This is a genomic window from Nostoc sp. JL23 (assembly GCF_017115065.1).
Taxonomy (GTDB): Bacteria; Cyanobacteriota; Cyanobacteriia; order Cyanobacteriales; family Nostocaceae; genus Nostoc; species Nostoc punctiforme_A.
Window position 1 is genome coordinate 38,401 of record NZ_JABXKN010000124.1, and the last position, 12,375, is coordinate 50,775.

The 12,375-nt window shown below is 39.6% G+C and carries 14 protein-coding genes and 1 pseudogene; 9 read left to right on the forward strand and 6 right to left on the reverse strand.

Annotated elements, in window-relative coordinates; translation table 11 throughout:
- Positions 1 to 191 precede the first annotated feature (191 nt).
- Positions 192 to 380 carry a hypothetical protein gene (locus HWQ42_RS24990; RefSeq protein WP_292730565.1) on the forward strand — a complete coding sequence of 63 codons (189 nt, stop codon included), beginning with the start codon at positions 192 to 194 and terminating at the stop codon, positions 378 to 380.
- 81 nt (positions 381 to 461) lie between these two features.
- Here the strand turns inward: HWQ42_RS24990 and HWQ42_RS24995 are convergent, their stop codons facing one another.
- Positions 462 to 644: a hypothetical protein gene (locus HWQ42_RS24995; RefSeq protein WP_292730563.1), complete on the reverse strand. Its 183-nt coding sequence runs from the start codon at positions 642 to 644 to the stop codon at positions 462 to 464.
- Positions 645 to 1,234: 590 nt separating this feature from the next.
- Between HWQ42_RS24995 and HWQ42_RS25000 the strand changes: the two genes are divergently transcribed.
- Positions 1,235 to 2,215, forward strand: a complete 981-nt coding sequence (locus HWQ42_RS25000; protein WP_292816939.1) for an aldo/keto reductase — start codon at positions 1,235 to 1,237, stop codon at positions 2,213 to 2,215.
- Positions 2,216 to 2,387: 172 nt separating this feature from the next.
- On the opposite strand, the gene HWQ42_RS25005 is transcribed toward HWQ42_RS25000, so the two are convergent.
- Positions 2,388 to 2,585, reverse strand: coding sequence for a hypothetical protein (locus HWQ42_RS25005; protein ID WP_292816940.1), 198 nt, complete (start codon positions 2,583 to 2,585; stop codon positions 2,388 to 2,390).
- 34 nt (positions 2,586 to 2,619) lie between these two features.
- Between HWQ42_RS25005 and HWQ42_RS25010 the strand changes: the two genes are divergently transcribed.
- From HWQ42_RS25010 to HWQ42_RS35625, 5 genes and pseudogenes are all read left to right on the forward strand, one after another.
- Positions 2,620 to 3,120, forward strand: a complete 501-nt coding sequence (locus HWQ42_RS25010) for a DUF4174 domain-containing protein (protein WP_292816941.1) — start codon at positions 2,620 to 2,622, stop codon at positions 3,118 to 3,120.
- A 429-nt stretch (positions 3,121 to 3,549) separates the two neighbouring features.
- Positions 3,550 to 3,822, forward strand: coding sequence for a GlsB/YeaQ/YmgE family stress response membrane protein (locus HWQ42_RS25015; protein WP_104909288.1), 273 nt, complete (start codon positions 3,550 to 3,552; stop codon positions 3,820 to 3,822).
- Positions 3,823 to 4,988: 1,166 nt separating this feature from the next.
- Entirely contained in the window at positions 4,989 to 5,687 is a 699-nt protein-coding gene (locus tag HWQ42_RS25020; protein WP_292816942.1) for a hypothetical protein, read from the forward strand.
- Between the two features lie 112 nt (positions 5,688 to 5,799).
- Positions 5,800 to 7,125 carry a hypothetical protein gene (locus HWQ42_RS25025; protein ID WP_292816943.1) on the forward strand — a complete coding sequence of 442 codons (1,326 nt, stop codon included), beginning with the start codon at positions 5,800 to 5,802 and terminating at the stop codon, positions 7,123 to 7,125.
- A 148-nt stretch (positions 7,126 to 7,273) separates the two neighbouring features.
- Positions 7,274 to 7,363 (forward strand): annotated as a pseudogene (locus tag HWQ42_RS35625) (macrolide ABC transporter ATP-binding protein); the annotation flags it as partial.
- Here HWQ42_RS35625 and HWQ42_RS25030 read toward each other — a convergent pair.
- The 4 genes from HWQ42_RS25030 to HWQ42_RS25045 all read right to left on the reverse strand — a co-directional run bounded on the left by HWQ42_RS25030 (position 7,353) and on the right by HWQ42_RS25045 (position 11,840).
- Positions 7,353 to 7,910, reverse strand: coding sequence for a 3'-5' exonuclease (locus tag HWQ42_RS25030; RefSeq protein ID WP_292816944.1), 558 nt, complete (start codon positions 7,908 to 7,910; stop codon positions 7,353 to 7,355). The pseudogene HWQ42_RS35625 and the gene HWQ42_RS25030 overlap by 11 nt on opposite strands.
- A 187-nt stretch (positions 7,911 to 8,097) precedes the next feature.
- On the reverse strand, positions 8,098 to 8,532 hold the full coding sequence (locus HWQ42_RS25035; RefSeq protein ID WP_292816964.1) for a hypothetical protein: 435 nt from the start codon (positions 8,530 to 8,532) through the stop codon (positions 8,098 to 8,100).
- 125 nt (positions 8,533 to 8,657) lie between these two features.
- The gene (locus HWQ42_RS25040) at positions 8,658 to 9,920 is read right to left on the reverse strand and encodes a response regulator (RefSeq protein WP_292816945.1); all 1,263 of its coding nucleotides are present in this window, start codon (positions 9,918 to 9,920) and stop codon (positions 8,658 to 8,660) included.
- Positions 9,921 to 9,953: 33 nt separating this feature from the next.
- Positions 9,954 to 11,840: an ATP-binding protein gene (locus HWQ42_RS25045; RefSeq protein WP_292816946.1), complete on the reverse strand. Its 1,887-nt coding sequence runs from the start codon at positions 11,838 to 11,840 to the stop codon at positions 9,954 to 9,956.
- 259 nt (positions 11,841 to 12,099) lie between these two features.
- Between HWQ42_RS25045 and petN the strand changes: the two genes are divergently transcribed.
- Together petN and HWQ42_RS25055 are read left to right on the forward strand one after the other, a co-directional pair.
- Complete coding sequence (gene petN / locus HWQ42_RS25050) at positions 12,100 to 12,189, forward strand: cytochrome b6-f complex subunit PetN (protein WP_012408302.1); 90 nt, start codon at positions 12,100 to 12,102, stop codon at positions 12,187 to 12,189.
- A 7-nt stretch (positions 12,190 to 12,196) separates the two neighbouring features.
- The gene (locus tag HWQ42_RS25055; protein ID WP_292816947.1) at positions 12,197 to 12,358 is read left to right on the forward strand and encodes a hypothetical protein; all 162 of its coding nucleotides are present in this window, start codon (positions 12,197 to 12,199) and stop codon (positions 12,356 to 12,358) included.
- Positions 12,359 to 12,375: the final 17 nt, after the last annotated feature.

The window sequence follows — 12,375 nt, forward strand, 5'->3', positions numbered from 1 at the left end:
AACCCCCTTCTAATCAAGTCAGCTTTACCTGCTTTATATACCAATTAGCTTGGGGATATCGTGTTTCTTTCAATACTGGGAGGTAAACGCAACCTTTAGTCACTCTTTAAGAGAAACTTGTGTGAAGCTGTAAGAGAGTGAAGAATCAAACTCTCTTCTACTAATCAGTTCTGACTTACCCTTTTGTAAATATGCCTTCAATTAGCTACAATCGCACCGACAGCCAGCAGCCACAAAGCATTACCATTGAAGGTTATGTTGTCCGGCCAGGATTACACATTCTCAGTTACGAGCAACTCAAGTTGCTACGAGACCAAACACAGCATCATTCTCAGCTTGAATCTCTAGTTAGCCAAGGTGTCATTAAGTTGACTGGTTAATAGTCGTCAATTCACTTGCAATTCATCTCATCACCTGCTTATTGGGTAGGTGATGAGATGAATTGCTGTATTAGCTAAGTTCTAAGTAGATGAGTTTGAACGTTCTATTTGCTGACGAACGGTATCAATAGAAGCATTAATACCAGCCAGTTTAGACTCTAAATCATCTCGTAGCCAAATCAAGAATTTTAATTTCCGCTCTAAGCTAGCTTTGTGCGAAATGGGTTCGCTTCCATAACATGGATTACCCCAAAAAGGAAACATAGTTTACCTCTGAATTTAGCTCTTGTAACAGTGCAATCTATTGCACCACTATATTCTGACTAATCACAATCAGACTGGTGTATGTAACAACCGACCATTATTGTGCGTGCTTAACGAACTTTTGCTAAAAGTTGTCTCTCGAATTGGTGTAGGTATTTGACCAAATTGCCATCAACTCTTTCCACTTCTCCTCTAAGAACAAGTTGAAGTGACGATACCATGTTCAAAGGTTCTGGCAATTTGGCATCACAATTGTGTATTTTGCAGTTTAAATGAGATATCAACAAAACAGAACAACCACAAATCGCCAGTTGTTGACCCAACGCTGTAAAATAACTCAGCAGCCAATTCACAGCGCTTGGTCATCGCTTCACTACAACTGGCTAGTAATTCACTAGAAAACCCATAGTAAAAGTGCGTAGGCTAGAAAGCTGTCTTAATACGGCTGGTAAAATAAATGTGAAGTACCCGCAAATCAACGTACTTATATCAGTAAATACTTCTAATAATAGATGACTTAGTGGAAGGGAAAGGGATAATGCTGAAAAGGGTAATATTCTAAGACCAATTACTAAGTAGGAAATTATTTTATGAGAACCAGAAAGCTAGGCAAACAAGGGTTAGAAGTTTCAACTATCGGACTTGGTTGCATGGGAATGTCTGAGTTCTATAGCGGTCGTGATGAAATTGAGGCGATCGCGACAATTCATCGAGCGTTAGAACTTGGAGTTAATTTTCTTGATACTGCTGATATGTATGGGCCGTTTACCAACGAGCAACTAGTAGGCAGAGCAATTAAAGATCGCCGAGATCGAGTAGTTTTAGCAACTAAATTTGGCAATGTCCGTACTGAAGATGGTGGTTTTAAAGGGGTTGATGGCAGACCAGAATATGTCCATCAAGCTTGCGATGCCTCACTAAAACGTCTGGGAGTGGAGGTGATTGACCTCTATTATCAACATCGCGTAGATCCAACTGTCCCCATTGAAGATACTGTCGGGGCAATGGCAGAGTTAGTCAAGCTGGGAAAAGTACGTTATTTGGGGCTTTCAGAAGCTGCCCCGGCGACGATTCGACGGGCTGTAGCAGTTCACCCCATTACTGCACTGCAAACCGAATACTCTCTTTGGAGTCGAGAACCAGAGGATGAAATTTTACCTACCGTGCGGGAATTAGGAATTGGGTTTGTTCCCTATAGCCCATTAGGAAGAGGATTTTTATCAGGTGCGATCGCTAGCCCTGACGATCTTGCACCTGATGACTATCGAAGAAATTCTCCTCGTTTTCAAGGTGAGAATTTTTATAAAAACCTACAATTAGTAGAGCAAGTCAAAGCGATCGCCAGCGAAAAAGGAGTAACTTCTAGTCAGCTTGCTTTAGCATGGCTATTCGCTCAAGGAGAAGATATTGTCCCAATCCCTGGTACAAAACGCCGTACTTACTTGGAGGAGAATGTTGCAGCTACCGAAATTATCCTGACTGAACAAGATTTGAATCGACTGGAAACAGTTGCACCAAAAAATGTGGCAGCTGGCGAACGCTATCCTGACATGAGTACTGTTAACCGTTGATCTATCTGAAAAGCTGGAGTATTTTTTCAAATTCCGCTTTAGATGCACAAGCAGACATTACCGCAGCTTAACAAAGTAATCACCCAGAATTCTCTGAGGAAATGTCAAAAGTAGCGTAGGCGCAGCCCGTCGTAGACATCGCTATTTATCGACTACATATCTGGATACTCATTCAATCGTCTGGAAACTGCCAGCACGAGATATATTCAACATCTTTGCTACCGCATTTACTACAGACTGCATCAATCACAGAGTCCACCCATTCATAGCTGTAACTACGACAATGACAGAAAATGTTATTGCGGTTAGCCATTTCAATACCTTGATGCCATTGTTGCAGTTGAGAAGAGTCTGGAAAAGCTTCTGACATTTCATCAAACCTTATTCATGTCATAGTCTACATTATGAGCCTAACAAGCCCCGAAGTGAATAACTCAGTATTAATCGCCCTGACTCTCACCGCGTCTATAGCCCTATCGCCCGTCAGCATTGCTGGTAATGTCCAAGGTTCAACCCATACTATCAAAATGTCTTCATTTAATCTCAATTCTCAAAAATGGCAAAACCGGGTGCTACTAATCTTTGCACCATCTGTTGATAACCATAACTATCAGCAACAGATGCAGGTATTTAACCAGCGCCAAAACGATTTTAAAGATCGGGATTTAGTTCTGGTTAAAGTCTTAGCAACAGATAAAAGCTATGCCAACGGACAGTTAATAGATGAGTCTTCTGCTGCCAATTTGCGAAATCGCTTTGGGGTTGATCGAGAAAATTTTCGCGTCATTTTGATTGGCAAAGATGGTGGTGTTAAGCGCCAAGAAACTATACCAGTCAAAGCAACAGCAATTTTTGAGCAAATTGATGCTATGCCCATGCGTCAGCAAGAAATGCAAGAACGATAAATTGGTACAGCAGTTGGTTTTATTGTTTAACACTAACGCAAGTAGAGGTAATTGCCCTTTACTACAAACGCTACGCCAATCCCTAAGCGCAAACCTCTTACAGCACCAGAATCCTACAAGTTGAATCAACTTAAGTGTGAGCCTACAAGAGTATCTGCTTTCAAACCTGAGCTTAATTCTTCAAGTAGATGAGAACAATCATTAAAAATGCATATACTGCAATTATCAAGCAATGAATTTATTAGCTCCTGGTTTCATATCTACTAGGAGCTTTTTTTATTATCCATCTCAATAAAGGGAGTTCATCATGAGAAGTAATAGCGTTCATCCTCAAGGCTATTGATCATTGCTTCTGTTGGTAGATTGAATGTCAATATTTGGATTGCTATTGTGTATTTGTCACTAAAAAACGTTTATCAAATAAAAACAATGAATATTCTTGCTTGGATTGTTTTAGGTCTAATTGCTGGTGCGATCGCAAAGGCTATCTACCCCGGTCATCAAGGCGGCGGAATTTTAGCAACAATTTTATTAGGAATCGTTGGTGCTTTTATTGGTGGTAGTTTGGGTGTATTCTTCAGCACAGGAAGTTTTGCTCTAGCGGCTCCCTCTTTGAGTATTCCCGGTATTGCAGTAGCAGTTCTGGGTGCAATTGTTGCAGTCTTTTTGTGGAACGCGTTAACTAGCCGCAGTGCTTTGTAATAAATTAAATTGAATTAACTAATTTGGAACTTACGCACTTTTTGTCTTATCTGTCAATGTGTAAGTTCTCTTTATCAACAATTATTGACATAATTTGCCGCTTGTCATGCTGATAGCCTCAACATTATTAACCTGAATAATGTTGAGGCTATGATTTTATTTTGGATGCCCTATCTGTCGCAAACATTTTTTGAATTGGCATTCGAGAAGTCATAAATCTTTGCCTTACAGGCTTATAATATCTGTGCCAACAACAGCAACAGCGTGCTAAATTGCAAATTTGATACCTGTAATCTAACTTAACTTTGTTTGCTGCATAGGCGTAGCCCTTCGTAGACATTGCTTGGCAGGATAATTAAAAACTTGGGTTAGCGATCGCAATCTATTAGTTATACGTGTTTTTTTATATAAAAGTTATATTTAAGACATACAATTAGTGGTTTACACACTACTAGTATTAAGTTCTTAAATACTAGTAGTGTGTAAATAAATTAAGCTTGCCTCTCACCTATTTGCTATTAAATTTAATCAAGGGGTAGTTACGATTCCCAGTGTACAACTTTGACAACTGTCCACAATACTGTTGCATGTCTCAAGCTCATGGTAATATTATTTTACTGTCAGGGAGATATTATTTATACATCAATTTGTAACCATGCTGAAAGAGTTAGTTAGGTGCGCTACCTCCAAAAAACAAAAAATTATTCAACCTACCCAGGAAATCAACAAAAGCCCTAACGTGCAAAGCATAGAGCTTTTTAAACTCTGCTTATATAAGGTACTAAAGAGCTAACTAAAGCTCTTTTTTAGGAATCATCATAGCCAGCGAGAAAGGCATAAAACCCTCTTAGGATGGCAAAAAATTAGACAAGAGTAAATAGAAAAGTTTTGACACAATGTCAATAGTTTTTTGTATATGTAAAAATATCAAAAAGCCTAATTTGTCTTGTCAATAAGACATTAGCATTGTGTGTTTTATTTAGATATTGATTCTCTTTGTGCTTGTTACCTACATATAAAAGTCCTATTTGATTAGTGAAAACTTAAGCTACCTCGATCAAATCAGGCAAACACTTAAATTTAATAAATAATTTAGGACTGCTAGATAATCTCAATCTAGTAAAAATTCGATTATTCACAAAGTCAGTAAGAGTAACAGGAAAAACATGAATATCATAGTTCGTTTGTTTGGAGCGATCGCTCTCCAAGTATCTACGTTGGCTGCGATGTCTAGTATGGCAATGTCTGATGACAAGCCCTTTCGCGTCAATACCCAACAGACTCCTACTGTTTATCCACGAAAAACGACACAGCCCTTTCGCGTCAATACCCAGCAGGCTCCTGCTGTTTATCCACGGAAAACAACACAGAGGATTTGCTCTTTAGATCCCATTGAAGATTTATTACCTCCACCACAAACTAAAGCAAGTAATTCTTTGCTTTCTTACCTTGCTGAACAGGGTTTTACACAAAATAAAGAGGGTTCCTGGGTCTGTTATGCGAACGATCCTAAAAAAGAAGGGCGTTACTTTACTTTATTTAAGGTCAAACAAGTTAATAACAGGCTCATAGCAAGTTCTTTCCTAGATGAAGGCAGTCTGATTCAAGGGCAGGAAAATCGTAGTTTGGACTTCTTTATGATGCTGATTGAGCATCATACGAATACTAGTAAAGAGAACCGTCAAGGTATACGTAGATATCTACAAGCCTTCGTTTCCTTGGTCAAGGAAGGGAAGATCAAACCTACACGTCGTGGGTATCTTTTTGACCAACCAAACCGAGCTATGGTCTTATATCACACACTCTCATCAGGAAACCTTAAAGGTACGGGAATCACGATCAACATTTATTTACCTAAGAGTTGAATTGGGGAAGTAGGGGAGCAGAGGAGCAGGGGAGAAGTAGCAGTAAGTCTTTCCCCTCTGCCTCTTGTGTCCAATCCCCAATTCAATTGCTGTCGTTTAGTGGAGGTGCATCTTGTCTAGATCAATTGTTCAAAGAATTGCGATGCCGAAGGTAGTTCGCTTTGCAGCGATCGCATTTTCATCTGTTGCAGTAGTACTCACTACGTGTCAGTCTGCTTTTGCACAGCTAAATGTTGGACGCTATGGCATCCAACAAGGACTGGAGTCTGAGTATCTCCAGTACCAAATTAATAACCAGAATTTGAGCAAGATGCGAGTCATTCCTGCATGTGATGTGGGATTTGGTCTGACCTGCAATAAGACTGGATCAGTAATCCAACGATTAGTGGAGTTAAACAATGGGACTAGTTATCAAAACCTTCTGATCCGAGCAGCTGGTGGGGAGAAAAACTTCCAGAATTTCGCTAGTTTCTACGGCAATAATCCCAATCTCTCTGCGGTGCCTTACGCCTCATTTTGGAGAAACACATCTCCCACAATCATGGATGGATCTCAATACCTTCTAGGACAACCTTTTGGTCGCAATCCAGTAGAAGGACTCGGACTTGTAACCAAGCAGTTCTACTGGGCACCATACTCAGGAGTCAATGACTCTGTTAGCCTCCGTAGTGGGTTACTAGACCTGAAATTGTCATACGGACGATTGCTGTTTGAAGAGGCTTCAAAAATTTCCAATATTCAAGAGCAGATTCAGTCTCTAGGTCTGTCGCCAGAGATGACTAATTTTTATTTAGATAAAATCTCTACAGGCTTGGATGCGTTGAGTTCTGGAGATCAGCACCAACTCCAACAGAAGATTTTTGAAGTGCTATCCTTTCCATACTCCGAAGATGGTGGGGAACTCGGACGTCCCAACAATGCGATTCCAGCGGAATTTAATCAGCTCTTAGGAGAAGATATCGCAGGAGAGACTTTGCTAAGTGACAATCCACTGGCCTTGGATGGAGAAACAATAGCTTTTGATGCTTTCCCTGGCTCTACGGGAGATGTCTTGGTACCAGACAGTCCTAATTCCTTTCCACTTTGGCCAATAATCGGCGTTGGGGGTCTTGGTTTAATTCTGCTTCTACTACTGAGTGGCGATAGTTCTTCAGGTCAACCATCGACACCTGTTTCTTCAGTTCAACCACCTATACCTATTTCTCCAGAAAATGCACCTTTGTCTCTGACCAATAAAGGCGAATGCGATCTGACTCCTAGTGGTAATGGTTCCAATCACACACAGATCATTGAGGTTCCGTGTAATGTTACTCCTCAAACCCCCACGGAAGTGAAGAAGGTAGTGGAGCCATCAACGATCAAAGCGCTTGTATTGCTAATTGTTCTACTATGGATAGTCCGTAACAAACACCGAACTTTAAAAATCCTTAATTCGTAATTATGTTACATAAGTAACGGGATTTAGCGAAAAGTTAGAGCGCTAGTTTCCAGCAATGTCTACGACAGGCTACGCCTACGAGCATCAGGTTTAGATAGAAATAATTAACCACTTAGGGTAGCACGGCTAGCTGTGCTACCCTACCCGTGTAAATCATTCAAATGAGAATGACGAATACGTTTCTATTATGGGAATGTCTGGTTCGGGGAAGTATACGCCGATGAATATCATCGGTTGCTTTTCATCTGTCTGTAGATAGCTGCAATATTGTGGGCATCATCAATACCACGATGGTGTGTGCCTTTTAATTCTATCCCCAACTCATTGAGAGCCTGTGCCATACCAAATTTTTTAGACACGCCAAGATATTCCGAAAACTCCTCTTTAATATTTATATGTTCTGAAGTAAAAGGATAAGAAAAATTATGAAACGCATAATCTTGAATAAATTGCTTTTTGTCGTAATTACCCCAAGAACAAAAAATATGATTGGGAAATAAATTAATCCAGTCTTTGAAGCGAGAAATTACCTCTAAAAATTTTGGTGCTTTGTCAACATCTTGCTGCCGAATACTAGTCAATTCTGTGCAAAAATCTGTAAGTTGCGGATGTCTCACAGATTGGATGAATTGCTGAAACTCTGAATCAATTTCCCACGTTGTTCGATTGAGCATCACTGCACCGATTTCGATTATTTCCATTTGGTGACGGGGAATAGTTTTATTGTTGCAGCATGTAGCTTCCAAATCGACTATCAGATAATAGTGGGATATTTTAGTATTCATATTATGTAATATAGTAATTATAATTAATTTTAGTGGTTATTTATACATGTTTAGAATAATTACACAATTCCCTTTGTAAGCTTTTTGTATTTATTTTACTACAAAATGTGATACTTACAGCCTTTTTGATTTATTTGAACTACAGCTAGCTGTAATATCACAATTTCACAACATAGAGAAAGGAAATTTAGATTGATGAAAAAGGTTTAACCCAACGGAATTGAATAGCAAGATCAAGAGCGATCGCAGCCAGCGCAAACCAGAACAAACTTTCTGCCGCCAACACAAAAAAAGGCCAAATTGTGATATTAGAATTATACCCAAGTTCTATCTGAGTTAATCCGCGCACCAAGCCAAAGGCTAACACGCCACCAGCTTTGAGTTGAGGATTTTTATCAGAGCGGATGATATAGCGGTAGGTGACACCAAATAGGAAACCAGTAAAAGTTGCAACTGCACCACTCCACCACAAGTGCCAGTTAATATCACTGTGCAGGCTTGCAAGTGTTTGAAAATACTTTGCTAGTACTAGAGTATTCAACAGACTAGCGATCGCGAAGCTAAAACACACAGATAAACCCCCAATTATTCCAGCCTTGAGGGATTCTATGCGTTCTGCCATTAATTGAGAATCTAAAGTTGGTTTCACTCTATATCTAAATTAGGGATTGGGTATTGGGAAAATTCTTCCCCAGTCTCCAATATGATCAATGCTAGAGCTGTTTTGTAATTAATCAAATGTTGTTCTCATGTAGGAATTTTGATGATAAACTCGGTTCCTATGCCAGGTTGAGAATTCACTTCTAAAATACCATTGTGTTTCTCTACAACTATTTGATATGCAATAGATAAGCCAAGTCCAGTGCCTTTACCAACAGTTTTTGTAGTAAACAACGGCTCAAACAATCGTTTTTTAAGCTGTTCAGGAATACCAATCCCATTGTCAGCAATCTGAATTATAACTAATTTTTCAGAATCTATTTCTGTGGTAATTTTAATCTGAGGAATTAGATTGCTCTTTTTGCCTTCCATGATAGCTTCATCAAGGGCATCAATTGCATTTGCCAGAATGTTCATAAATACTTGATTCATCTGCCCTAGATAGCAATTTACCTCTGGTAATATTCCATAAATTTTAATAACTTCAATGCCGGGAAGATCGCCATTAGCCTTGAGGCGGTGTTGTAAAATCACCAGTGTACTATCTAGTCCTTGATGCAAATCAGCAGGTATTTTGGCATCACTATCTGAGCGAGAGAAGTTGCGGAGTGAATTAGAAAGGTTTTGAATTCGTTCACTTCCTATCTGGAGTGAGTTCAAGATTTTTCCCATATCTTCGAGGACAAATTTCAGATCCAAGTTCTCAATAGTATTAGTAATTTTGCCTGTTGGGTTGGGATACTCTTGTTCATATAGTAGAAGCAACTCAGTGACTGCTGTAATATATTCTTGCAAGGGTGGAATGTTGCTGGAAATAAAGTTGATGGGGTTATTGATTTCATGGCCAATACCAGCGATTAGCTCTCCGAGTGTTGATAGTTTCTCTTGCTGCACTAATTGGACTTGAGCTTTTTGCAAATCCTTGGTGCGATCGTTAACTTGTTGTTCCAAAGATTCAGTCAATTGTTTGAGTTGTAAATGTACACGCACTCTCGCAATGACTTCCTCTTGTGCAAAGGGTTTAGGGATATAGTCTACTGCGCCAAGGGAAAATCCCTTCGTTTTGCTCTCTGTATCTGCTAAGGCAGTAGTGAAAATAATCGGAATGTTTTGGGTAACAGGATTGGCTTTGAGGCGGCGACAAGTTTCAAATCCGTCAATACCGGGCATTTGTATATCCAGCAAAATCAACTCCGGTTGATTACGTTCGGCTTGGGCGATCGCACTTTCTCCATCGATAGCAACACGAAAACGAAAACCCTCACTATTGAGCGCTTCACACAGCACAGATAAATTTGTCGGATTATCATCCACAATCAATATAAATCCATTATTTTGAGTTTTTTTCATGATGAATTTTAAATTTAAATTTCTTAACTCAAATTAATTTATGTGTTGTTGAATAAAAGTTTCCAAACGTTTAAGTTGGAAATTACTAGCAAGTTGGACGACCTGGTTGACAAAAATGCTTAAATGCTCATCAGATGCTGAAAGTTCTTCGACCATTTCCAAAACTTTTTGAATATCACCGTCTTGCGTTAGTTCGAGTAAATCTTGTAAAATCTCTTTGCCAGGAGAAATCATCTCATTTGGTCGATCGAAAGCATCTGTATTGTTTTTTTTGATTTCATCTACCTTCACGTCAAAAATCCATTCCAGTTGCAAAAATTGTCGTAGCATTTCCAGCAGCGTTTCAGCTTCTATAGGCTTTGGTAGAAATGCATTTGCACCTACATCAATACTCTTGTATTGGTCGGCTGCAAACACACTGGCTGAGGAAGCGATAACAGCAATCTCTTTAAATTGCTCAGATTGACGCAAACGTTCTATCAACTCAAATCCATTCAATATAGGCATTACGAGGTCAGTGATAATCAAGTCTGGTTTTTGGGCTAGGACTTTTTCCCATCCTTCCTCACCTTGGCTAGCTTCTACAACAGTAAACCCAACTGGCTCTAGTAAATTTACAATTACCGATCGATTTTCCCATTTGTCATCCGCAATCAAAATGGTGCGCCTTTGTCCTTGATAAGCAATAATAGTTCCTTGTTCAACTACTCTAGAAACTTTTGCCCAGTCTTTAGATTCTGGAAATTCTGCCTCGAACCAGAAAGTGCTTCCTTTGCCAAATTCACTTTCCACTTGAATTTGACCACCCATCAACAAAACAATGTTTTGGCTGATTGCTAATCCCAAGCCTGTACCTTCAGATTGTCGTTTTTGATTTCCTACTTGTTCAAAGGGTTGGAAAATTTTCTGGGCTTGTGCAGCGATTATCCCCGCACCAGTATCTATTACCTCAAAGCGAATTTTGTAGTTAGTCTGTTCATTGGTATTTAATTGTTGAGTAATGACCTTAACTTTGAAGGTGACACTGCCTTCATTAGTAAATTTAATCGCATTACTAAGCAAGTTAATCAGTACTTGCCGCAAGCGTTTTTCATCAGCATGAATGCCCGTTGGTAAATCAGGATCGAGTTGGACGTGAAATGCAATCACCTTTTGTTCTGCCCGGATGCGGGAAATTTCAGTCACGCTATCTATAAAGGCAGGTAAGTAGAAATCAACAGGATACAATTCTAGTTTTCGGGCTTCTATTTTGGAAAGATCCAGAACATCATTAATTAGGGTTAAAAGATGAGAACCACATTGATAAATAATGCTGACTCCTTTACGTCCTTTTTCACTCAAAGATTCTGTGCGTTGGAGAATTTGTGTATAGCCCAGAATACCGTTAAGAGGTGTGCGTAGTTCGTGACTCATATTGGCCAGAAATTCACTCTTGGCTTGGCTAGAGTTTTGAGCGACTTCTTCTGCAAAGCGTAATTCTTTTTCGATGCGCTTACGCTCGACAATTTCAGTGGAAAGCGTTTCATTGATAGCTTCCAACTGGGCTGGACTGGGTAGTGTCAGAGCTTGAGGCATGAGAGAAAATAACGCAAATGCCGTATATATGGAAATAATGGCAGTTAGAGCTTTTAAACTACCTGCAATCCAATAGTCTGGATGCCAAAGTGTCCAAATATCCATCAAGTGTCCAGTACCGCAAGCAATGATAAAAGCACTAAATAACAAAAAGACTCCATTAAAAGGAACGTCTTTACGCTTGGAAATAAAGTAAATCAGTAGGAAGGGAATAGAATAATAGGCTAGAGCGATCGTGGCATCAGAAATAATGTGCAGCCAAACTAATCCAGTTTGCCAGAGATAACAATGTCCGTGGGGAACAAAACCGTTGGAGTGGAAAGGATAGTCGAAAAATGTTGGCATGATATTAGGGGGTTGCAGAATTGAAAATATATATGCATAGCCCTAGTATTCCCAAAGCATCAAGTCAGAAACCGCGATCGCTACTTTTTTACATTCGTCTTTATCATTGCTTAAAGTATTAGCGTACCAATAAAATCTCGTATCTTTTTTGCGCTCGCACGCAAAACTTAACAATGTCACTGATAAAAAAATCTCAGCCGGCCCAATCCCTGTATGATAAATATTAGAAACCTTTTGTAATTATTTGAAAAGTGGGACTATGGAGATTTTGACACTAGGTTGGGTATCACTGTTAGTTGTGTTCACTTGGTCAATTGCAATGGTAGTGTGGGGACGTAACGGACTGTAGAGGCATTGTGGAAAGTCCATTCTTGAGTATTTTGGCTTTATTTGCTGTAGTGCTGCTCGTAGTAGTCACTGGTGGTATTGGTTATTTGACCCTGGCAGATTGGCGCGATCGCCGTCGCCGAGATGAAGAGAAACGCACCACCCGCAGCGGCACTCCCAAGCGGCGATAATTTTCTCATAATTGAAA

Coding starts and splice junctions, on each gene's coding strand:
- HWQ42_RS25040 (WP_292816945.1), bottom strand. CDS start 9,920: ATGAAAAAAACTCAAAATAATGGATTTATATTGATTGTGGATGATAAT.
- HWQ42_RS25045 (WP_292816946.1), bottom strand. CDS start 11,840: ATGCCAACATTTTTCGACTATCCTTTCCACTCCAACGGTTTTGTTCCC.
- HWQ42_RS25005 (WP_292816940.1), bottom strand. CDS start 2,585: ATGTCAGAAGCTTTTCCAGACTCTTCTCAACTGCAACAATGGCATCAA.
- HWQ42_RS25020 (WP_292816942.1), top strand. CDS start 4,989: ATGAATATCATAGTTCGTTTGTTTGGAGCGATCGCTCTCCAAGTATCT.
- HWQ42_RS25015 (WP_104909288.1), top strand. CDS start 3,550: ATGAATATTCTTGCTTGGATTGTTTTAGGTCTAATTGCTGGTGCGATC.
- HWQ42_RS25030 (WP_292816944.1), bottom strand. CDS start 7,910: ATGAATACTAAAATATCCCACTATTATCTGATAGTCGATTTGGAAGCT.
- HWQ42_RS25000 (WP_292816939.1), top strand. CDS start 1,235: ATGAGAACCAGAAAGCTAGGCAAACAAGGGTTAGAAGTTTCAACTATC.
- HWQ42_RS24990 (WP_292730565.1), top strand. CDS start 192: ATGCCTTCAATTAGCTACAATCGCACCGACAGCCAGCAGCCACAAAGC.
- HWQ42_RS24995 (WP_292730563.1), bottom strand. CDS start 644: ATGTTTCCTTTTTGGGGTAATCCATGTTATGGAAGCGAACCCATTTCG.
- petN (WP_012408302.1), top strand. CDS start 12,100: ATGGAGATTTTGACACTAGGTTGGGTATCACTGTTAGTTGTGTTCACT.
- HWQ42_RS25035 (WP_292816964.1), bottom strand. CDS start 8,532: ATGGCAGAACGCATAGAATCCCTCAAGGCTGGAATAATTGGGGGTTTA.
- HWQ42_RS25010 (WP_292816941.1), top strand. CDS start 2,620: ATGAGCCTAACAAGCCCCGAAGTGAATAACTCAGTATTAATCGCCCTG.